The organism is Colwellia sp. PAMC 20917 (assembly GCF_001767295.1).
GTDB lineage: Bacteria > Pseudomonadota > Gammaproteobacteria > Enterobacterales > Alteromonadaceae > Colwellia_A.
Genome location: NZ_CP014944.1, coordinates 2196823 through 2218364, shown reverse-complemented (window position 1 = coordinate 2218364; position 21542 = coordinate 2196823). Strand labels below are relative to the sequence as shown.

Here is a 21542-nt window from a genome sequence, read left to right as displayed (position 1 = left end):
GGCAATGAGGTCGTGTAAAAAACAGCTAGCAATATCTCAGTTTTTTACTCAGCCGCTTTGCTCTTAGTTATTATTTGTCTCTAATTTTTTCTTAAGATTAGCTGTTAAAAGTTAACAGGGTTTATATATTTGAATATAGATGCAGCGTTCGTACTATTAATCTTTATTAGTACAATTATAGGTTTATTAAAGTTTCAAAAGCAGCCTGGAAAGGTTTTTGGCTTTACTTTTATTGCCCTTATTATTAGCGGACAAGTTTCAAATGAAGCTGTGTTAGCCAGTATGTCTAATAAAGGCTTAATAACGCTTATTTTGTTGATATTGTGTTCTTTAGCGTTAGAAAAAACCCGCTTACTGCGTATACTCGCCAGCAAAGTTTTATTCTCAAGTTATGGCAAAACCTGGATCAGGCTTTTTAGTTTAACGGTTGTTTCTTCAGCCTTGTTAAATAATACCGCCGTTGTCTCTACCATGCTGGCGCCGATTCGCAACAACCCTTATCATTCTGCCAGTCGATTATTATTACCCTTGTCCTATGCGGCTATTTTTGGCGGTACGCTAACCTTAATTGGCACGTCTACTAACTTAATTGTTAACAGTTTAGTCTTAAATGCTGACCTACCTGCCTTAGGCTTTTTTGATTTTTTCCCGGTAGGTGTTTTTATCGTTATTACTTGTGGCTGTGCGCTGTGGTTTTTATCTAAATATTTACCTGAGACAGATATTAATTCAACGCTAGAAAGTTCATATTTATTAGATGCTAAAGTAGAACTTAACTCGGCATTGATTGGCAAAACCGTAGAAGAAAACGCTTTAAGACATTTAGACTCTTTATTTTTGATTGAAATAATTCGTGCGGGGCAAACGATTACCCCTGTTTCTCCCGACCAAGTTATTAGTGCCAACGATAAGCTTATTTTTAATGGTGACGTTACTAAAGTAAACCAACTTAAGCAGTTTGATGGTTTAACTGTTTTTGCACACAAACAAGGCTTGTCTGATGACAACTTAACGGAAGTCTTTGTTCGTTCTGAAAGTGTACTCATTAATAAAACATTAAAAGGCGTTGGCTTTAGAGCTAAGTTTGACGCTGCTGTGGTAGCAATGAAAAGAGACGGGCAAGCCGTTACAGGTAAGCTTGGCGATGTTAGCATTCGTCCGGGTGATTACTTAGTGTTAGCAACGGGCCAAGATTTTAAAGCCAGAAATAATGTTGATAAAAACTTTATTGTTGTCAATGGCGTTGAGCCAGAATCAAAACTTACCGGTAAAAAAGAACCTTTTGTTATTATAAGTTTTTTCTTAACCGTAGCATTAAGTGCACTAGGGATTATTTCTTTATTCAAAGGAATGTTAGTGCTATTTTCTTTTTTCTTATTGTCGAATTGCTTGTCTAAAGATGAAGTGATTAGACGTTTTCCAATACAAATTTGGCTGATTATTTCTACGGCGCTAATGCTTGCCAGTGCATTAATAAATAGTGGATTACTAACGTCTCTTGAAACGATTACTTCTTTGTCGGGCAATATTACGCCAACCGTCGCCTTGATTATTATATTTTTATTAACGGTATTATTAACCGAGTTGGTCACTAATAATGCCGCAGCCGCGCTAATATTCCCAATAGCTTATAGTATAGCGTTGAACTATGGCGCAAATATTACTCCCTTTATTATGGCAGTAGCCTTTGGTGCCAGCGCTAGTTTTATTAGTCCATACGGGTATCAAACCAATTTAATGGTCTTTAGTGCCGGGCAATACCAGTTGATAGATTTTATAAAAATAGGTGTGCCCATTAGCGTTATATATTGCACTACTGCGATTTGTAGTATTTTATATTTCTTCCCTTTTTAGCTATTAATAGCGTCCAATGATAAATGTGAATTATGAAAAAAAATAACCCAGCAAGTCCTTATATAGAAAAAAATAACACAGAAAAATCGTCAGATGTGGTTTGGCATCAACAGAGTGTCACTGCTGAGCAAAAGTCTCAGCTAAAAGGCCATAAAGCGGTATTGCTATGGTATACCGGCCTAAGTGGTTCGGGTAAATCTACCGTTGCCAATGCAGTTGAGCAAAAATTACTGGAACGTGGCTGTCACAGTTATTTACTTGACGGTGACAATGTTCGCCACGGTTTAAATAACGATTTAGGGTTCACTGACGAAGACCGTATTGAAAATATACGTAGGATAGGTGAAGTGGCTAAGTTATTTGTAGACGCAGGTTTGCTTGTATCAACGGCCTTTATTTCTCCTTTTCAAAAAGACAGAGACCAAGCCAGAGCGTTACTCAAAGACGCGTTATTTTTAGAGGTATTTATTGATACGCCTTTAGATGTTTGCGAAAGCCGTGATCCTAAAGGTTTATATAAAAAAGCAAGAGCCGGTGAAATCGCTAATTTTACCGGGATAAGTTCGGCTTATGAAGCTCCTGAAACTGCTGAAATACATATCGAAACAGCGCATTTGTCTATTGAGCAATGTGCAGATTTAGTGATAGACGCTTTAATAAAAAAACAAATTATAAAATCATAGTCTTTACCCATGGCTTTATCGAAAAGAAATAATTGTAGAGACTAAAAATAAAGGATTTATCTGTGAATTATGACGTATTTAATGGTGATGCCGACGGTATTATCGCTTTGCTGCAGTTGCAATTAGCCAATCCGACAGTAAGTGTCAAAATTACCGGCGTTAAACGTGATATTGCTTTACTGCAACAGGTCGTTGAAATAACAAATGCCCAAGGCAATAGTAGAGACGAGAGTGTTATCCGCGTTTTAGATATTTCAATGGAAAAAAATAAAGAGGCATTGAATGCCTTATTAGCTGACGGCGGCAACGTAACCTATATCGATCATCACCGTGCGGGTGATATTCCGGAACATGTAAATTTACAAACGCATATTGATTTAGATGCAAATACTTGTACGGCTTTAATTGTTGATAATATTTTAGCTGGAAAGTTTCATCATTGGGCTATTTGTGCTGCTTTTGGTGACAATCTTATTGCTAAAGCGACTAAGTTAGCCAAGTTAGCGGGTTTAAACGATAATGAATGCGAGCAGTTAGAAACGTTAGGTACTCTAATTAACTACAATGGTTATGGTTCACATATTGACGACTTGCATTTTCATCCGGCAAGGTTATATGAATTACTGTTAGCTTACTCAAGCCCTTTTGATGCGATTAAAGATGCAGACTCTCCTTATTATATTTTGCAAAAACTGTATAACCAAGACCATTTAAAAGCTGTTAACACCAAAGCATTTTATGACACAGCGTTATTAACCGCATTTGAATTACCGGATGAAACATGGGCCAGAAGAATAAGTGGTGTGTTTGGCAATGAATTAGCCAATATAAACCCAAAGAAAGCACACGCTATTTTTACAATAAATACAGATAACACCTATACGGTTTCTTTAAGAGCGCCATTAGCGAATAAACAAGGTGCTGGTGATATTTGTAGTCAGTTTGCTACAGGTGGAGGACGTGCCGCTGCCGCTGGTATCAATGCGCTTCCTAAAGATAAGATTGAAGCGTTTTTAGCCGCAGTAACAGCTTACTATAGCGAATGAGTGATGTAGTAAAATAGATAAGCGGTCACAGTTAAAAATGAAACTGTTTATTTAATGTGAATTTTGTTTTTAGGAAAAAAGTGGTCCACCCGACAGGACTTGAACCTGTGACCTCACGCTTCGGAGGCGTGAACTCTATCCAGCTGAGCTACGGGTGGTTTGCTGTGTTAAGCGCGGCAAATACTATAATTAATCGTGAAAATTGTCTAGCTTTGTCGTCTTTATTTTAGGTGCTGGGGTGAATTCTATCCATCTTTATTATGATAAGCGAAAATAATGAAAAAAGATGTACTTTATTCAGCAACAACCCTAAAGTATTGGCTATAATAAAATCAGTTAATTTAACGCGTTATAGAATTGCATATGAAATCACAGAATAGTTTTTTTAGGTTTTTGATGATAGGAATGACAATTCTTGCATCATCATCGACATTGTCGCAGAGTTACGATTTTGAACAGATCATTGTTGAGCCCTACGCCGACACCATTAAACGGACAGGGAAACTTGATTTTAAAAGAACGTTAAATTTGTCATTTAAAAGTAGTGGATATTTAGCTAAGTTAGCCGTTGATGAAGGGCAGTACTTTGAAAAAAATCAGCTCATTGCTTCTTTAGACACCCGCGAATTACTGCAAAATAAAAACGCTACTTATGCAGAATTATTACAAGCAAAGCGCGAAGTTAACCGCCAAAAAAAACTACTCGAAAATAAATTAAGCTCAGAACAAGATCTTGATCTTGCATTAACTCGTGTTGAAACAAGCAGAGCTAACTATCAAATTGCCTTTTATCATTTTGAAAAAGCACAAATTTTTGCGCCATTTTCAGGCGTGGTATTAAATCGTTATACTGAACTAGGTGAACTACAGTCACCTGGCAGTCATGTACTAAAAATAGCCGCTTTAGAGCAAAATTGGGTGGTAAAAGTTGCCTTAACAGGTAACGAAGTCAGCCAAGTACGTTTAGGTCAAAAAGTGAATGTTTCTTTACAAGCACTTGGTAGTGTTATTGGCGAAGTAAGTAAAATACCCGCAATTTCAAACACTAAGGGTAATATGTTTATCATTGAAGTGTTGCTACCAAATATTAATCTGAACAGTGGTGTTGTTGCTGGGCAAATTGCAGAAACCATTATCGATTTCACCAGTGATAACTTTGTTTATCGCTTACCAATTTCAGCATTGATTTCTGTTAACGATAAAGGGCAAGCTGTTGTTATTGTAAAAGATAATCAAGAGCTGGTTTATCAGTCTTATGATATTTACCGTTTAGATAACCAATTTGTGTATTTGTTTGCTTCAGTTGATGATCAACCTATACAAATAGTCAGTAGTGGCTGGCAACATATTAAATTAGGTAAGTAATTACTATGCTGTTACCTAAACTCGCTATAAAGAACGCACAATTTACCCTAACAATAGTGGTGCTATTAGTACTCGTTGGTATTGTTTCCTATTTTCAAATGCCACGTTCAGAAGATCCACAGTTTGATATGCCCATCACCTTAATTGAAGTGATCTACCCTGGCGCATCACCAACAGATATTGAAACTTTAGTGGTTAATCCACTCGAAGAAGAATTTTCTGATATAGAAAATATTCAAAAAATAGAATCACAAGTCAAAAATGGTGGTGCGCGTATTGAAATTACTTTTCTGTACGGCACAGATCCAGAGGCATCTTATAACAAAGTAAAGCAGGCGGTTTCAGCAGTAAAACCAACACTACCTGAAGGCGTTCATGACTTACTCGTTTTAAAAGCAACGCCTACAAGTGTGGCTATTATGCAATTGGCACTATGGAGTGAGCCAATAGATTATAAAGTTATGGAGTTTTACGCCAAACAGTTAGAAAAACGTTTAGAAGCGATTAACGATGTTCGAAAAGCTGATGTTTGGGGTTATCCTCAGCAAATTGTCGCCATTGACATTAATTTAGCACAGCTAAAACATTACGGCTTAGCTGTTACCGATATTAACTCAATTTTACAAGGACGTGCGGTAAATATTACCCCAGGTTATGTTGATGCGAGTTCACGGCGTTTTAATGTAAAAGCCAGTGGTAACTTTGGACAACTAGCTGAGTTAGGTGAAACGGTTATTCGCTCGGATGATAGTTTTGTACTGCGTTTAAAAGATATAGCGACAGTGGAGTTTTCAGGATTAGAACCAAACTATTTAGCTTATTATGATAATAAGCCGGTTATTTTTCTCACTATAGAACAACGACCTAATACCAATATTTTTGGCCTAACTAAAAGTATTGATAATGAAATCGCCAACTTTACTGACAGCTTACCCGACAATATGAAAGTTGATGTTTTGTTTAAGCAAGCCGACAGTGTTGAAATGAGAGTGAATGGTTTTTTTGACAACTTATGGCAAGGACTAGTGCTCGTCGGCATTATGTCATTGTTATTTTTAGGACTACGTGAATCTTTAGTGGTCATAGCCGTTATTCCATTGTCCTTTTTAGTCGCAATAGGTTGGTTAGACTTTAGTGGTTTTGGTTTACAACAAATGTCTATTGTTGGTTTGATTATCGCTTTAGGTTTACTCGTAGATAATGCGATAGTGGTGACTGAAAGCATCCATAGAGAAAAGAAAACAACAACAAATCTTGCTGAAGCTGCAGCAGCGGGCACAGCAAAAGTAGGTTGGGCAATAACCAGCGGTACTGTTACCACGATGTTAGCGTTTCTGCCTATGTTAATGCTAGCCAGCAACACAGGCGACTTTGTTCGTTCAATGCCGGTAACGGTTGTTTTAGTACTGCTAGCATCCTTATTAATCGCCCTGACATTAACGCCATTATTAGCCAGTCGTTTTTTTGCAAAAAATACAGCTGAAAATAAAGCTAAAATAAAAACGCTTCAGCATTACGTGAATATATTTGCCGAGCACATTTATGCGAAATGGCTGTCACGATTTATGAATGTTCGCTGGATTGTTATCGCTATTGCCGTAGTCTGTTTGGTGGGTATGTTGTCATTATTTGGTAAAGTGGGAGTGAGTCTTTTCCCTAAAGCCGAAAAGCCAATGATTATGCTTGATGTTGAAACACCGCCCAACTCATCGTTAACCTATACAGATAAAGTCATGCAAAAAATGACTGAGGTTATTGAAAAGCATGAGTTGGTTGATAAAGTTGCTTTAAATGTCGGCAGTGCAAACCCGCGTATTTATTATAATCAAATCCCTAAACGTGGTGTGGCAACTTATGGTCAGGTCATTGTTGTATTAAGTGAATATGATGCACAAAGAGTATCTGATTTTGTTAGTCAACTTCGTGAAGAGTTTGGCAAGTGGCAACAAGCCAAAATTACGGTCAGTGAATTTACCCAAGGGCCGGTTACCGATCTACCAATAAGTGTTCGACTAATGGGCGAATCACTGTCTGATTTAGAGCAAGTGGCTAATGATCTTTCAAATATGATGGCAAGCACTAAAGGCATTATAAACATTGATAATCCTATTGGCATTGCTAATACCGAACTCTTACTTGATATTGATTATGAAAAAGCGGGCTTATCTAACATTGATATCAATACCCTTGATATTACTTTACAGACAATACTTTCTGGAACGGCTATAGGTCGATTTAATGATGATAACGGTGAAAGCTATCCTATTGTTGTGCGCCGTAAAAACCCTGATGTTGACGGTTTAGCTGATATTAATGTCACTAACCGTTTAGGTGAAGCTATTCCGCTTAATCAAGTTATTACCACCAAGCTGCAAAAAGGTCGTACTGAGTTCTATCATTATCAAAAATTACGTATGGCGAAGGTATCTGCAGATGTTGATAAAAATCATACCGTAAGTGAATTAACCACTAAAGTTATCGACTACTTAGCGCAATATAAAATGCCTGAGGAAGTTAGCTATACCTTGGGCGGAGAAGAAGAATCTCGTCAAGAAAACTTTTCAGGTTTAGCACAAATAATGCTGGTTACTGCTATTGGCATATTTGCGGTGTTGGTATTACAGTTTAAATCGTTTTTACAACCGCTGGTAATATTTACTTCAATTCCATTTGCGATGGCTGGTTCAGTTATAGGGTTATATATTACAGGTCAATCATTTTCGATGATGGCATTTATAGGGTTAATTAGTTTGTTTGGTATTGTGGTGAATAACGCCATTATATTAATTGATACGGCGAATCGTAATTTTGTTGAGTCGAATAATTTAAAGCAAGCGATACTCGATGCCAGTGCCACCCGTTTTACCCCAATACTATTAACAACATTAACGACTATTGGCGGCTTATTACCACTCACTCTTTTTGGCGGCGGTTTATGGCAGCCATTAGGTACAGTGATCATTTCAGGATTATGTGTTTCGGCGATTGCTAGTTTTCTACTGGTACCGGTATTAACTGAAATATTTACTAAAGAAAATGCAGCGCAGAACGATTAAACAAAAACTCAATAAGAAGTTTATATTATGGATTCATTAGGACTCTTTGGTTATTCGTTAGCGAGTGCTGCATACTTTGTTTTTGCATTACTCATTTTTGCGGCACGAAATAAGACAAGCCTAGCTCGCTGGGTATTAGTTTCAGTATTAGTAACCGTCATTGCTAATGTGGTTGCTGCCTTGCAAATACAGATCGGCTTTAGTTTGCAGTGGGCAATGCTTGCTGACGGTTTTAAAATAGCTTGTTGGTCATTGTTAATTCTACTTTGTAACACAGAACAACGATCTTTTCGGGCGATCATCACTAATTCACAAATTCGTCAATATGCAAAGGTTTGGAGCATATTAATGATTGCTTGTTGGCTGGCAAGTGTCGTATTGAATTATTCCTATGAATATTTATTCCTACTTTTTATTGTGCTTAATTTATGGAGTTTAGTGCTACTAGAGCAGTTATACCGAAGTGCTGATTCACAGGTGCGCTGGGCTATTTGGCCGATGGTTATTGCATTAGCCAGCGTTGCGATATTTGACTTTGTTTTATATGCCCAGGCCACTATGGTTGATAGTGTTGATTTCGATTTTTGGTTTAGTCGTGGCTTTATCTCTCTTATTGTTGTGCCTTTATTACTCATTAGTACTCGACGGATTCGTAATGGTGCGGTAAGAATTTTTGTTTCTCGACATGTTGTTTTTTATAGCTCAATGTTGATGATTGCCGGTATATATTTGTTGGTTATGGCCTTTGCTGGCTATGTTATTAATTACATAGGTGGAGAGTGGGGCAGCGTTGTTAGTATCGGCTTTCTAATGTTAAGTGCTTTGGTATTAGTCGCTTTATTGATTACCGAATCGTTGCGCCGGAAATTAAAAGTGTTTATAGCAAAAAACTTTTTTGCTAATAAATACGAATACCGAGATGAATGGTTAAACCTTATCGGAAAAATAGAAACCACCAATGCTGAAAGCTATTATCAAATGGCAACTCAAATAATGATGTCAAAAGTAGATGCTTATGCTGGCGCTATTTTGAAAAAAGTCACAGGTCAACGATTTAGTGTTCAATATTCTGAAAAATTGCTTCTAGATGATACCTTTAATCAGCAACTGGTTGAGTGCAGTCTTTTTTGTCAGCGCCAAGGTTGGATCATTGATATTGAAGAATATCGCCAAACGCCAACTGTTTATCCTGGCTTATCTCTAGACTTATCGTTATTCGATACCAAAAGCATTAGAATTATAGTCCCTATTTTTATTGGTAAAGCATTCTATGGGATGTTTATTTTAGCGGGAAAAAATCAAGTTAAGCAATTAAATTGGGAAGACAGAGATTTACTGTTTGCCATATCAAAACAGTTAGGAAATTTCGTTTCTTTACATGAAGCTAATGATAAATTAGCAGAATCAAAACAGTTTGATGCCTTTAACCGCATGTCCGCTTTTTTAGTACATGATTTGAAAAATGTTCAAGCTCAGTTAGCACTTATTACCTCTAATGCAGAAAAGCATCGGGATAACCCAGAGTTTATTGCTGATGTTTTTGAAACCGTAGAGTCAGCGACAGAACGCTTATCTAAAGTACTTTCGCAATTACGTAATAAACAAGCAGCTCAACCTAAAAGTGAGTTAGTTGATATCTCAGCAGTCATCAACAGTGTAATAGAGCAGAGAAATATTGAGTTGCCTAAGGTGACCTTTGATAAAATCAACCATTGTGAAATGGCTATTGATAATGAAACGTTTCATTCAGTGCTCAATCACTTAATACAGAATGCACAGGAAGCGACAAGCAAAGATGGCTGGGTTAAAGTAGAACTTACTCAGAGAGAAAACCATATAGGCATTAAAATTTCTGATAATGGCTGCGGTATGTCGACAGACTTTATTAATAATCGACTATTCAAACCTTTTGATACCACTAAAGGTAATGCGGGTATGGGCATTGGTGTCTTTGAGGCCAAGCAATTTGTTGAAGGTATCGCTGGAATAATTAAAGTCGAGAGTATTGAAAATAAAGGCACTGTTTTTATAATAGACTTACCAATAAACCCAAGATTATAAATGATATATTACCGTGTAATACAGATCCTGAAATAAATTCAGGATGACGTACATGGATTTAGGCAGGGGTGCGTGGATTTAGGACGACGACAGTTAAAGTTGTTTTCCCGTCATGCTGAACTCGTTTCAGTATCCGTGCTGAGATCCTGAAATAAATTCAGAATGACGATGGCTGATTCAGGATGACGTACGTGGAATCAGTATAACGTGTGTGCAATCAGGCAGGCGTGTGTGGACTTAGGACGATGTACCTGGATTCATGACGACGATAGGTAAGGTTGCTTTTCCCCGTCATGCTGAACTCGTTTCAGTATCCGGGTTGAGATCCTGAAATAAATTCAGGATGACGTGGTGGTTTCAGGATGACGTTCGTGGATTCAGTATGTCGATAGGTAAGGTTATTTTCCTCCGTCATGCTGAACTCGTTTCAGTATCTGGGTTAAGATCCTGAAATAAATTCAGGATGACGTAGTGGTTTCAGGATGACGTTCATGGATTTGGGATAACGTACGTGGATTCAGTATGTCGATAGGTAAGGTTGTTTTTCCCCGTCATGCTGAACTTGTTTCAGTATCTGGGCTGAGATCCTGAAATAAATTCAGGATGACGTTCATAAGTTCAAGATGACGTACGTGGATTCAGGATGACGTACGTGGATTCAGTATAACGTGTGTGGTTTCATGACGACGATAGGTAAGGTTATTTTCCCCCGTCATGCTGAACTCGTTGCAGTATCTGGGTTAAGATCCTGAAATAAATTCAGGATGACGTATGTGAATTCAGAACTACGCGCTCAAATAAAGCGTATAAATAATAAAAGGGTTTTAGTCGTATGGAAAAGTTACTGATCATTGATGATGATAAAGGAATACAAAAGCAACTTAAGTGGAGCTTATCTGATTATGAGGCTGTATTAGCAGGAGATCGTGAAAGTGCTATTGCTGCAGTACGTCGCTTTGAACCCAAAGTTGTTACGCTTGATTTAGGTTTGCCGCCGGATGAAGCTAATGCCACTGAAGGTTTAGCGGCATTACAGGAAATTTTGACCATAGCGCCTCATACTAAGGTGATAGTGATCACCGGCAATGATGATCGTACTAATGCGTTAAAAGCTATTTCTGCGGGTGCCTACGACTTTTATCAAAAGCCAATAGATGCTGATGTGATCAATGTCATTATTGCTCGGGCGTTTAGTGTTTCGGCAATTGAAGAAGAAAACCGTAAGATGCGTCAAGTTGCGGGTAGTGATATTGGCATTATTGGTAACAGTGAAGCTATTGACCGTCTCCGCATGATGGTAAAGCGCATTGCGCCAACACAAATTACAGCCTTATTACTGGGCGAAAGCGGCACAGGTAAAGAAGTAACCGCCAATGCCGTGCATATTGCTAGTGAGCGCAGTAATAAGCCCTTTGTTGCCATTAACTGTGCTTCTATCCCTGAAAACTTATTAGAAAGTGAATTATTTGGTTTTGAAAAAGGAGCTTTTACCGGTGCTCATCGTGCGACTAAAGGCAAAATAGAGTGTGCAGAAGGCGGTACATTATTTCTTGATGAAATTGGTGATATGCCCTTTAGCTTGCAAGCAAAACTATTACGCTTCTTACAAGAAAAAACGATTGAGCGCCTTGGTGGTCGACAAGAAATTAATGTTGATGTTCGAGTGGTTTGTGCAACCAATCAAAACTTAGAACAAATGGTTAAAGATAAAACTTTCCGTGAAGACTTATTTTACCGCGTTAGTGAAATAACCTTAAATATCCCCCGCTACGTGACCGAGATGAAGACGTATTAATTCTGGCTCAATATTTTTTACAGATGTACGCCCTTGAATATAAACGTAATGTAAAAAGTTTTTCAGAAGACGGTTTAAGTGCTATTAAGGCTCATAAATGGCCGGGTAATATTCGTGAGTTACAAAATAAAGTAAAAAGTTCGGTAATTATGACGACTGGCACACAAGTGACTGCCTTTGATTTAGGATTTTTTGATCATACGAATACTGAATTTGAGTTGTCTTTGAATTTACGTTCGGTGCGAGAAAAAGCAGAGTCACTGGCTATTCAAAAAGCTTATGCGTTAGCCGAAGGCAATATGTCAAAAGCTGCAGAATTACTGGGTGTTACTAGACCAACATTGTATTCATTAATTGAAAAATATGGCCTAACAATTAACGAAACCTAGATGATTTGAAATACGGAGAAGGTTTTGTTATAAAATCTTCTCCATTAAATAAGGATGTTAACTCTTATCGTTTTCACTACTTCGTTCAGAATCAGAATCGGCAATTGTATCAGCCGTTAGCTCTGAGTTAGCTTCAATACTTTCATCGATATTACTTTCAGCATATAAACGACTCTTCTGCTTAAGGAGTTTATCTACATAACGAGCCATTTTAATTTTCTGCTTAATCGACGACTCTAATATCTCTTCTACTTCTCTTAATATTTCTTTCATGTTTTCAACATTCTCAGTTGAATTCACGATGAGCTGTGCGCTTGCCTGGCTAGGTTCATTACTGGCTAATTGTACTTTATGAAGTGAACCGGTTAACTCTACTTGCATCTCTAACGCGACTTCGTTAATTGCGTCAACATCAATACAAGTGAGCTCTTCTAAAAACCCAAACAATAATAAACGGTCAACAAAAATATTGATTTTTCTTGGAACGCCTAACGTTTTTTCATGAATAACATTAAAGCCTTCATCTGAGAAGAGTGCCTCTTTAATACAACCTGCTTGCTGCAATCTATGATTAATGTATTCTTTAACTTCGTCACTAGTCAGTGGCTTTAAATGCGCAGAGGCGATAATACGTTGACGAAATTGCTCCATATTAGGGGCTTGAATAATATCTTTAAGTTCCTCTTGTCCGAGAAGAAAACTTTGTATCAACGGCTTATTATCCAGTTGAAAATTAGATAACATGCGGAGTTCTTCAACGGTTTCTATTGGTAAATTTTGTGCTTCGTCAACAATCAACAAAGCGCGCTTACCTTGGCGATTCAAATCAATAAGAAACTGTTCAATTGACTGTAGTAACTCAGCTTTGCTCTTACCTTTAACCGAGATCTTAAATTCAAAAGCGACAAGCTCAAGTAATTCTTGTGGGTCGAGCTTAGTCGTGACAAGTTGAGCGGCAACAATTGAATCGTCAGCAATATTATTTAATAGGTTACGCGCTATTGTTGTTTTACCCGTGCCTATAGGCCCAGTAACCACGATAAAACCTTCACCTTGGTCTAAACCATATTGTAAATAAGACATTGCTCTTTGGTGGTTGCTTGACGCGAAAAAGAAACGTGGGTCGGGACTTAACTGAAAAGGACGCTCTTTAAAACCATAATAATTTTCGTACATACTGCTAAAAACCTTTACTGAATTTGAGGGTGATTCTGTCTTCCTCATAATTGAATGATTGTGTAGTAGAACTGCGGTTAAGATGGCTTACGCCTAATTTAACGGTCAGTTTACTATTTAAGGATTTGTCATACTCAAGACTATAACGTCGGTAGCGGTCTTGACGGCCATTTTCTTGTGCAACTAAAAAGTGGGTGTCAGTATATTCAAGCATGAGATTTATATTGGATTTACCACTAACTTTGCGTTTAATAGCAAACGATGCCCTTTTATTTTCATCTTCGGTTCGGGTATTTAAATTCTCACGGGTCAATTTTGATAGCTTAACGCTGAAAGTGGTTCGTGGTAGTGCTAATACTGAAGACCACTGTAACTCTTTGTTTAATGAAAGGCCCAAATCTTCCACTAAAACAAAATCATTTAAGCTGACTAGCTGATAATTATCAAAATTGATATTATCATTATTATTGACAAAACAAGTTGAAGAGTCAGCTATGTCACCTTGTGGACACCAAAAGCTACCTAAGGCAACACTTTCATAATTATTACGGGTAAATGCTTTAACCTCTTCAACATAAGTAATGGTATTCGTTAAGCGTTTGTTTTTATGTACAAAATCAAATCCATAACTTTCTCCGTAAAAGCGTTGGCCGTAATCAATTATTAAGGTCGTTCTTTGACTAGGCTCCCAGCGAATTGTGGCCGCAGTATAGTCTTGTTGTTCTTCACCATCGAGGTCTAGTTGAGTACCAGTAGGTGTGTTATAAGATAGGTCTAATAGGAGCCTAGGGCTTATTAACCAGCGTAAGCCGCCGCCATAAGAGTCTGACTCAAGTGATGAACTATTATCAACAAGGTCACCTTCATTAGTCTCATCATAATATCGTATAAACGGTGTTATTTTATAACCCGTAATTAAACCGATTTTAACTTCGCCTTTAAATAACTGTCCGTCTCTGCCTTGATTAGTCGCATCAGAATATTCAGATGACGCATCCCAATATACATTTCGAGCAGCAGAGCCATTTTCACTCAAAAACTGTACCGCATAGCCTTCTCGTTCACCTATACCGTCTTGTGATTTAGTCGTTTGGTATTGAATACCCGAACCAACAATAAAATCACTATTATTAATCGTGTACTGAAAACCACCCGAATAATTTTCAACTCTAATGGTGTCACCAGAAACAATATCGGCAAGCGCATTACTGGAATTATTACGTGCTTGGTTTGATATTGCAGCACTACCGATTAAAGCAAGCCCTTTAGGACCTAACTTTAAGCGAAAAGAACTATCCAATGTATGATAGTCATTATCGGTATCATGGTCATGGCTGTACATTGCATAAAGACTTTTTGCATCAAAGGTAAAATCTAATTTTTTTGATGAAAACAGTGTACTTAATTCAACACCTGTTTGACTAACTAAACTTGCTGTCGTGTCGTTAACAGATAAATTAACATTATCAGTATAGGTTTCATCAATAATCAACTGTGGTGTAAATTGCCATTCTCCTGCGAAAGTATTTGCAGATAAAATGGCAAAGATTCCTGCAGCTAATACTGTCTTATTTAGTGCCGTATCCATAACCATAATAGCCATACATATCCTTGTGAGATCTGATTGCTTTGTTTAGCACTAAACCCAGTGCTAAATCTTCGTTGAGGTTTTCTGTCGCTTTTTCAATATCTGCTAAGAGCGTTTTTGATTCTTCAACTACGACCAGCGCTTGGCCCATTAAGTTGGCTAAGACCATGGTTTCTGTAACGCCAATTAACGGTGGACAGTCAAATATTACAATACGGTCAGGGTAGCGCTCTGCAAGTTCTTTAGCTAAAGACTCCATACGGTCACTGGCGAGTAATTCATTAGAAAGATGATGAGGTTCACCTGCAGGTATTATTTTAAGCTTATCAATATTGGTACTGTACATTATTTCAGAAATATCGTGCTTCTCACCCAGTAAGTATTCAATCAAGCCAGGGACTTGCTTAAAGCCTAATTCTCGATTTATGCTTGGGCGCAAAACATCGGCGTCAATTAATAACACTGTTTTATCTTGTTCTAAAGCAATACTTAGCGCTAAGTTAATTGAAATAAAAGTTTTGCCTTCATTCGGCTTAGAGCTACTTATCATAACCAAATTACTGTTTTTAAGTGTTTTAGAGCCTGAGCCAAAGGCATTGTTTAAGAGCTTACGTTTAATTTGACGAAACTCATCTTTAATACTTTTTCTGGTACCGTTATCGATTAAGAAACCACGACTTTCAAGATCATTTTTATTAAGCACTAAAACATCATTATTTTCATAATCTACTGAAGCTGTCGAGCTTTCAACGGCTTTAGTTGGTTTATCAATCGTTACATTTTCAGTAACAACCGGTGTTTTATCTTGTTGAGCCATCTTTTGTTTAGCGAGTGCTTTTTCTATGGTACTCATAAATTAAAAATCCTATGTATTGGTGCTTGTATTGCATCCGGAAATAACGAATAAGCGATAAAAAAGCATAATATTAAAATTAATAAGCTGTTAGAGACCAAAAACAGTATCGTTTTACGTTTATCTTTACGTTGTAGACCTATGTTTTCAGTAGCCGAAACAATACCAAAAATAGGGATGCCCGTTGCCCGAGCGACTTGGCTGCTCGAAGTTACAACAGGGTTAATTTGACTGAATAAAAAGGAAAGTCCCAATCCAACACCTACCCCTAAAAAGGTAACAATTACATAAAATAGATACCTTTTAGGACCTGCAGGTTTTAAAGGTGCACGAGGAGGATCAATTACTTTGAAATTTATTTTACTGGTCGTTTCGTTAGCAGACTGACCTATTTGTGCTTTCTCTTTACGTTCAAGCAAGTCTTCATATTGTTTTTTAGTAATATCGTAGCCGCGATTAAGTGCCACTAGTTCTGCTTCAATTTCAGGTAATGTATGAATTTTGTTTTCAAGATCTCTAACAGTATTTCTGTAATTATTAGCTCTTACTTCCATCGAAGCAACTTGTCCTTCAAGTTGATTCACTTGAATTTGAATATCTTGAATTACTGGGTTCTGACTTATTGGCGTGTAGTCATTACCTGCTTCATTACTGCTTGTTAGGTACTGTTCAATTTCATCATCTCTTTGCTTTGATAAATGATCAAGTCGACGTTGAACTTCTTTCACATCAGGATGCTGCTCGGTATATCTAAGTTGTAGTGAATCTAATTGTCCTTCTAACTCAGCAATACGGTCATCAAAAGTAGTTTTTATGCTATTCGAATCAACAATATTATTTTGCTGATTAGATTCTGACGTTGAAGATTGCGTCAATTTAGCTTTTGAGCCAGCTAATTGTGTTTTTGTTTCTAGCAAAATCAGTTCAATAGTTTTTAATTGTTCTTTTGAGTTATTAAGCTTTTGGTAATAACCACCGTACTGGTTAGGCAGTACGTCACTGTATTTCTGTTTAAAATTAGTTAGCCTTGCTTCGTCTTTTAATAAGCGATTTTCGTATTCATTAATTTGGCTATCAAGAAATTTTTGTGCAGAGTCAGAATCCCGACGATTCTCACCTCGAGTCGTTTCAATAAACACCGTAATAACCGCTTGCACAACATCGCGTGCCATTACGGGGTCTTTATCAGAGAAGGTGATATTGAAAATGTTTTGTCTTCTGCCGCCAGTCTTGTTAATTGAAATACCATTCGTTAATCGTTCAATTAAGTTATTAAATTCTTGCGGGGTATTCGCTTGAACATCTAGATCGGTCATCCGAGCAATACGCTCTAAATTTGGGCGATTGAGCAATGTTTTTACCATTAAGCCGATTTGTTCATCAGGATTCGACTCAACCGTCATTCCTTTTAACAAAGGGCCTAAAATAGATTGAGTATCGGCAAATACCCGCGCTTCTGATTCATAACTATCTTGTAGCTGTGAAACGCCAAACCAACCTAAAGGGCAAATAAGCCAAGTAGCAATCATAAGATAGCGGCGTTTTATCCACATACCTTTTAAATAATCTAAAATTTGTTCAAGTATTTCTTGCATTCCTGACCTCTAAATACAGGCAATTAATAAAATAGGCGATTGTTTTCTTATTTAACTAAAACTAAAACCAAGTTTCAGGGATAACAATTATATCACCTGGTAAAACGTCAACGTTAGCCGCTATCTCACCATTCTTAATTAAGTCTTCAATATAAATTTCATATTGTTTTTGCTGGCCATTTTCCACTCTTACTAAAATAGCATCATTACCATCAGCAAATTCTGTTAAACCACCGACCCTAATCATTACGTCGAGTAACGTCATTTGCTGAATATAATTGATTGACTTAGGTTCTGCAGCTTCACCAATAACACGTATTTGCTCACTAAATGGGCCAACAAAATTATTTACGGTTACGGTAACTACGGGCTCTCTCAAGTAAGTTGCTAGAATTTCTTCAATAGTTCGAGCGAGTTCGGTAGGTGTTTTGCCTGATACAGGTATATCTTCAACTAAAGAAGTGGTTATCATTCCGTCTGGACGCACAACAAATGTGCCTGACACTTCAGGATTACGCCATACGAATATATTAACAACATCACCGGCACCAATTAAATATTTATAAGAGCTAACATCAACCGTATTCGATTGGTGTATGGTTGCTGGTGGTAAGGTTAAGGTACTACAACCTGAAATAACGTAAGCTATAGTTAGTAGTATTGCCGTTTTTAGTTGGCCGAGCATATTCTTTTCCATGGTTATAACCTTCTTTATACTTCGAATTTATCAAATTGATACTAAGCTATCTGATTGTATGTGATTTTTACAAAGGTTGCACAACATTTAATAGGTGTAAAAAACTTGTGATTATTGCTACTATCTTACACGCTTCTGTTTTAAGTGTTTGTCACTAAAAATCATAAATGAGCAAGTTGAATCTGTTCATAGTAAAGGGAATAATTAATTCATATGTCTAGCCCAAAGTTTCGAGATCTATCTTCGGGTAGTAAATCTTTAGTTATTATTGAACTGATTTTTTTTGCTGGTTCATTATTATTGACTGTCTATTTAAATAGCTTGTTTTTATTTGTCGAACATCAAAATATACCGACTAATTTATTGGCTATTTGCGCGGTTGTTTTCGCCCTAATGGTACAACTATCGTTATTATCTCTAGGTTTATATAACTCGAAGCTGCGTGAAAATTACCGTGGTATTGTCAGGCGTTTGCTTGTTTCAGTGGCGATTGGCTTCTTTATTGTCACTTTAATTAATCCCTTATATGGTCAACACGCCTTAAAAATTGAATTACTTGCAATTGCTGCATTATTTAGTCTTATCATCGATAGTGCTTTTCGTTATTTTACCCTGCAAGTCGACTTCTTTGGTTTCAGTAAAAGAGTCGTATTAGTGCTTGGCGCCGGTGATCGAGCCTCTATTATCGAAAAACGTATGCGTCGAGATGTCGACAGGCAAGGGTTTTACATGCACGGCTTTGTTATTATGCCAGGTGACACCGATACAGGCATAGTCAACGAAAACCGTATTGCATTAGAAGGTTCTCTGGTTAATTATGCACTAGAGCATGGTATCGATGAGATTGTTGTTGCTAGTGATGAACGTCGTGATAATTTACCGGTTGATGAACTTTTTGCCTGTAAAATACGGGGCGTAGAAATTACCGAAATTCTCGATTTTATCGAGCGTGAAACAGGTCAAATTGCCGTAAATCTTATTTATCCAAGTTGGGTGATCTATTCAAATGGTTTTGCTTCAGGTAACCATTTACGCAATACCTTAGATTGGGTTTTTAACGCGGCTATTGCTATTGCTTTAACTCTAGTTACTTGGCCAGTTATGCTAATAACAGCCATTCTTATTAAATTCGACGAAGGCATGAAAGCCCCTATTTTTTATCTGCAAGAGCGCGTTGGCTTAGATGGACAAGCTTTTAATATTTATAAATTTAGAAGTATGCGAATCGATGCGGAGAAAAATGGTGCTCAAATGGCCTCTGAAAATGATGATCGCACCACGAGTATTGGTAAATTTATTCGTAAATACCGTGTCGACGAACTACCACAAATACTCAATGTAATACGTGGAGATATGGGCTTTGTTGGCCCGCGCCCAGAACGTCCTGAATTTGTTCAGCAGCTTATTAAAAACTTACCTTACTACAACGAACGTCATAATGTTAAGCCAGGCTTAACAGGCTGGGCACAATTAAAGTACCCTTATGGTTCAACAGAAGAAGATTCATTAGAGAAGCTTAAATATGACTTGTATTACATAAAGCACCGTAGCTTTATGTTGGACTTATTAATTTTAATTAGAACCGTTGAAATTGTTTTGTTTGGTAAAGGAAGATAACGTTATTATGGGCTATGACCAAACTTATATTGGATACAATCAGTGACTACACTTTTCTCTTTAATTAAAAGCGACTTCATTCGTAAACGCGCTATCTATATCGAAGATGGAGCTCAAATATCATTAATAAGAGTTATGCTAACGGATGGCAGTAGTGCGAACGTGATCCATAGGTTAGCTTTCGCATGCGCAAGGACAAAAGTATTGTCGCCATTTGCATTGCTATTTCAGCACATCAATCGTATTTATAACGGTTGTAGTATAGGTACCAAAGCTAATTTTGCTGGTGGACTTGCTTTAATGCATCCCATTGGTGTCGTGATTAATTCAAAAGTGATTGCAGGAAAAAATATCACCATAGAAAGTGGTGTTGTTATTGGCGATGAAAAAGGTTTATCCCCCTCACTTGGTGATAATGTATTTATTGGGGCGGGTGCAAAAATAATTGGGAATGTTACCGTTGGCAATAACGTAAAAATTGGTGCTAATGCCGTTGTTGTTAAAGACATTCCTGATAATTGTACAGCTCTTGGTATTCCTGCTATAGCGAGGTTAAATGAAAGATGATCTTTCTTGAATCGTTGCTATTGCTTTCAATCTTTTTAGTTTTTTATACCTACCTATTTTACCCTTTAATTTTGATGTTATTAAGTGGGTTTCGCCAAATAGTAAAAGATACCTCTTTTGTATTATCTAAAAAAGAACGTAGGACAAAATCCGTTGAACTCCCTGAAGTAACGGTAATAATTGCGGCCTATAACGAAGAGAAATGCATAGAAGACCGCATCATAAACCTGCTAAATCTTAACTATCCAAAAGATAAGTTAAGGTTCATTATTGGCTCAGATGGTAGTACAGACAATACAAATAGTATCTTAAGTAAGTTTGATGAGCCAAATTTGGATATATTTTGTTTTGATAAAAATCGAGGGAAAATTAATGTTCTTAATGAATTAATGACAAATGTTAGCTCGCCGATATGTGTTTTTTCTGATGCCAACACCATGTTTGATAAAGATGCCCTAGAACATTTAGTTACTCATTTTGAAAGTCAGAAAATTGGTGCCGTATGTGGTGAATTACATTTGATTGATCCATTTTCTGGTGATAACAAAGATAATCTTTATTGGAAATATGAGCAGGCTTTGAAATTCCATGAATCAAGGTTAAATGCTTTGTTAGGTGCTAATGGAGCTATTTATGCCATTAGAACGGATATGTATATTCCCTTACCAACAGATACTATTATTGATGATTTTTGTATCGTAATGAATATTGCACAGAAAGGTTATTCAGTTATTTATGCTCCTGAAGCTAAAGCTATAGAAGAAATTGCACCAGACTTAGCCGAAGAGTCTTCTCGACGAATTAGGATTGGTGCAGGAAATTATCAAGCAATGATGCGACTAGGCTGGCTGCTCAATCCTATGGAAGGATATAGATTTTTTTCCTACGTAAGTCATAAAATTTTACGTTGGTTTGTACCCCATTTAATGGTAATAATTTTAACGTTAAATGCCATACTGGCGATTAATGAAGAATTTTATAGATATTTATTATTACTACAGGTTATCTTTTATAGTGCAGCTATCGTTGGGATGAGAATGAAATCAGGCAGTGGCTTGATATTCAAAGTTCTTCAGCTTTTAGCGTTTTTTGTATCAATGAACTTCTCTCTTTTAAGGGGATTCATAAAATTTTTAAATAAAAATCTATCTGCTACTTGGGAGAGCACATCCAGATGATTATATCGTTACTTTTTTTATT

The 21542-nt window shown here is 37.1% G+C and carries 14 protein-coding genes, 1 tRNA gene and 1 pseudogene; 10 read left to right on the top strand and 6 right to left on the bottom strand.

Annotated features, from left to right (window positions below):
- Positions 1 to 129 precede the first annotated feature (129 nt).
- The 3 genes from A3Q34_RS09590 to A3Q34_RS09580 all read left to right on the top strand — a co-directional run bounded on the left by A3Q34_RS09590 (position 130) and on the right by A3Q34_RS09580 (position 3583).
- Positions 130 to 1854 carry an SLC13 family permease gene (locus A3Q34_RS09590; protein ID WP_070375153.1) on the top strand — a complete coding sequence of 575 codons (1725 nt, stop codon included), beginning with the start codon at positions 130 to 132 and terminating at the stop codon, positions 1852 to 1854.
- Positions 1855 to 1886: 32 nt separating this feature from the next.
- Positions 1887 to 2537, top strand: coding sequence for an adenylyl-sulfate kinase (gene cysC / locus A3Q34_RS09585; protein ID WP_070375152.1), 651 nt, complete (start codon positions 1887 to 1889; stop codon positions 2535 to 2537).
- A gap of 62 nt (positions 2538 to 2599) precedes the next feature.
- Positions 2600 to 3583: a DHHA1 domain-containing protein gene (locus tag A3Q34_RS09580; RefSeq protein WP_070375151.1), complete on the top strand. Its 984-nt coding sequence runs from the start codon at positions 2600 to 2602 to the stop codon at positions 3581 to 3583.
- 81 nt (positions 3584 to 3664) lie between these two features.
- Here A3Q34_RS09580 and A3Q34_RS09575 read toward each other — a convergent pair.
- Positions 3665 to 3741, bottom strand: a tRNA-Arg gene (locus tag A3Q34_RS09575).
- Positions 3742 to 3979: 238 nt separating this feature from the next.
- Between A3Q34_RS09575 and A3Q34_RS09570 the strand changes: the two genes are divergently transcribed.
- The 4 genes and pseudogenes from A3Q34_RS09570 (at position 3980) to prsR (ending at position 12249) form a co-directional block, all read left to right on the top strand.
- Positions 3980 to 4948 carry an efflux RND transporter periplasmic adaptor subunit gene (locus A3Q34_RS09570; RefSeq protein WP_197517673.1) on the top strand — a complete coding sequence of 323 codons (969 nt, stop codon included), beginning with the start codon at positions 3980 to 3982 and terminating at the stop codon, positions 4946 to 4948.
- 5 nt (positions 4949 to 4953) lie between these two features.
- On the top strand, positions 4954 to 8004 hold the full coding sequence (locus tag A3Q34_RS09565; RefSeq protein WP_070375149.1) for an efflux RND transporter permease subunit: 3051 nt from the start codon (positions 4954 to 4956) through the stop codon (positions 8002 to 8004).
- 27 nt (positions 8005 to 8031) lie between these two features.
- Positions 8032 to 10065, top strand: a complete 2034-nt coding sequence (gene prsK, locus A3Q34_RS09560; RefSeq protein WP_070375148.1) for an XrtA/PEP-CTERM system histidine kinase PrsK — start codon at positions 8032 to 8034, stop codon at positions 10063 to 10065.
- A gap of 832 nt (positions 10066 to 10897) precedes the next feature.
- Positions 10898 to 12249: pseudogene (prsR, locus tag A3Q34_RS09555) on the top strand (PEP-CTERM-box response regulator transcription factor).
- Between the two features lie 57 nt (positions 12250 to 12306).
- On the opposite strand, the gene A3Q34_RS09550 reads toward prsR, so the two are convergent.
- From A3Q34_RS09550 to A3Q34_RS09530, 5 genes are all read right to left on the bottom strand, one after another.
- Positions 12307 to 13425 (bottom strand): XrtA/PEP-CTERM system-associated ATPase, encoded by a 1119-nt coding sequence (locus A3Q34_RS09550; protein ID WP_083277963.1) that lies wholly within the window; start codon positions 13423 to 13425, stop codon positions 12307 to 12309.
- A gap of 4 nt (positions 13426 to 13429) precedes the next feature.
- A complete protein-coding gene (locus A3Q34_RS09545; protein ID WP_070375147.1) occupies positions 13430 to 15028 on the bottom strand; it encodes a TIGR03016 family PEP-CTERM system-associated outer membrane protein in 1599 nt (532 codons plus the stop codon).
- On the bottom strand, positions 14994 to 15866 hold the full coding sequence (locus tag A3Q34_RS09540; protein ID WP_070375146.1) for an XrtA-associated tyrosine autokinase: 873 nt from the start codon (positions 15864 to 15866) through the stop codon (positions 14994 to 14996). Before A3Q34_RS09540 ends, A3Q34_RS09545 begins: the two co-directional genes overlap by 35 nt.
- Positions 15863 to 17461: an XrtA system polysaccharide chain length determinant gene (locus A3Q34_RS09535; protein WP_070375145.1), complete on the bottom strand. Its 1599-nt coding sequence runs from the start codon at positions 17459 to 17461 to the stop codon at positions 15863 to 15865. The genes A3Q34_RS09540 and A3Q34_RS09535 overlap by 4 nt, the downstream gene beginning before the upstream one ends.
- Positions 17462 to 17522: 61 nt before the next feature.
- Positions 17523 to 18158: an XrtA/PEP-CTERM system exopolysaccharide export protein gene (locus A3Q34_RS09530; protein WP_070375144.1), complete on the bottom strand. Its 636-nt coding sequence runs from the start codon at positions 18156 to 18158 to the stop codon at positions 17523 to 17525.
- A 213-nt stretch (positions 18159 to 18371) separates the two neighbouring features.
- Here A3Q34_RS09530 and A3Q34_RS09525 point away from each other — a divergent pair, with 213 nt between their 5' ends.
- From A3Q34_RS09525 to A3Q34_RS09515, 3 genes are read left to right on the top strand one after another with little or no spacing between them, the layout of a single operon-like run.
- Positions 18372 to 19775: a TIGR03013 family XrtA/PEP-CTERM system glycosyltransferase gene (locus tag A3Q34_RS09525; RefSeq protein ID WP_070375143.1), complete on the top strand. Its 1404-nt coding sequence runs from the start codon at positions 18372 to 18374 to the stop codon at positions 19773 to 19775.
- A gap of 42 nt (positions 19776 to 19817) precedes the next feature.
- Entirely contained in the window at positions 19818 to 20342 is a 525-nt protein-coding gene (locus tag A3Q34_RS09520) for a serine O-acetyltransferase (protein WP_231907461.1), read from the top strand.
- Positions 20339 to 21520 carry a glycosyltransferase family 2 protein gene (locus A3Q34_RS09515; protein ID WP_070375142.1) on the top strand — a complete coding sequence of 394 codons (1182 nt, stop codon included), beginning with the start codon at positions 20339 to 20341 and terminating at the stop codon, positions 21518 to 21520. Before A3Q34_RS09520 ends, A3Q34_RS09515 begins: the two co-directional genes overlap by 4 nt.
- Positions 21521 to 21542 lie beyond the last annotated feature (22 nt).

Coding starts and splice junctions, on each gene's coding strand:
- cysC (WP_070375152.1), top strand. CDS start 1,887: ATGAAAAAAAATAACCCAGCAAGTCCTTATATAGAAAAAAATAACACA.
- prsK (WP_070375148.1), top strand. CDS start 8,032: ATGGATTCATTAGGACTCTTTGGTTATTCGTTAGCGAGTGCTGCATAC.
- A3Q34_RS09535 (WP_070375145.1), bottom strand. CDS start 17,461: ATGCAAGAAATACTTGAACAAATTTTAGATTATTTAAAAGGTATGTGG.
- A3Q34_RS09550 (WP_083277963.1), bottom strand. CDS start 13,425: ATGTACGAAAATTATTATGGTTTTAAAGAGCGTCCTTTTCAGTTAAGT.
- A3Q34_RS09515 (WP_070375142.1), top strand. CDS start 20,339: ATGATCTTTCTTGAATCGTTGCTATTGCTTTCAATCTTTTTAGTTTTT.
- A3Q34_RS09545 (WP_070375147.1), bottom strand. CDS start 15,028: ATGGCTATTATGGTTATGGATACGGCACTAAATAAGACAGTATTAGCT.
- A3Q34_RS09525 (WP_070375143.1), top strand. CDS start 18,372: ATGTCTAGCCCAAAGTTTCGAGATCTATCTTCGGGTAGTAAATCTTTA.
- A3Q34_RS09570 (WP_197517673.1), top strand. CDS start 3,980: ATGATAGGAATGACAATTCTTGCATCATCATCGACATTGTCGCAGAGT.
- A3Q34_RS09565 (WP_070375149.1), top strand. CDS start 4,954: ATGCTGTTACCTAAACTCGCTATAAAGAACGCACAATTTACCCTAACA.
- A3Q34_RS09540 (WP_070375146.1), bottom strand. CDS start 15,866: ATGAGTACCATAGAAAAAGCACTCGCTAAACAAAAGATGGCTCAACAA.
- A3Q34_RS09530 (WP_070375144.1), bottom strand. CDS start 18,158: ATGGAAAAGAATATGCTCGGCCAACTAAAAACGGCAATACTACTAACT.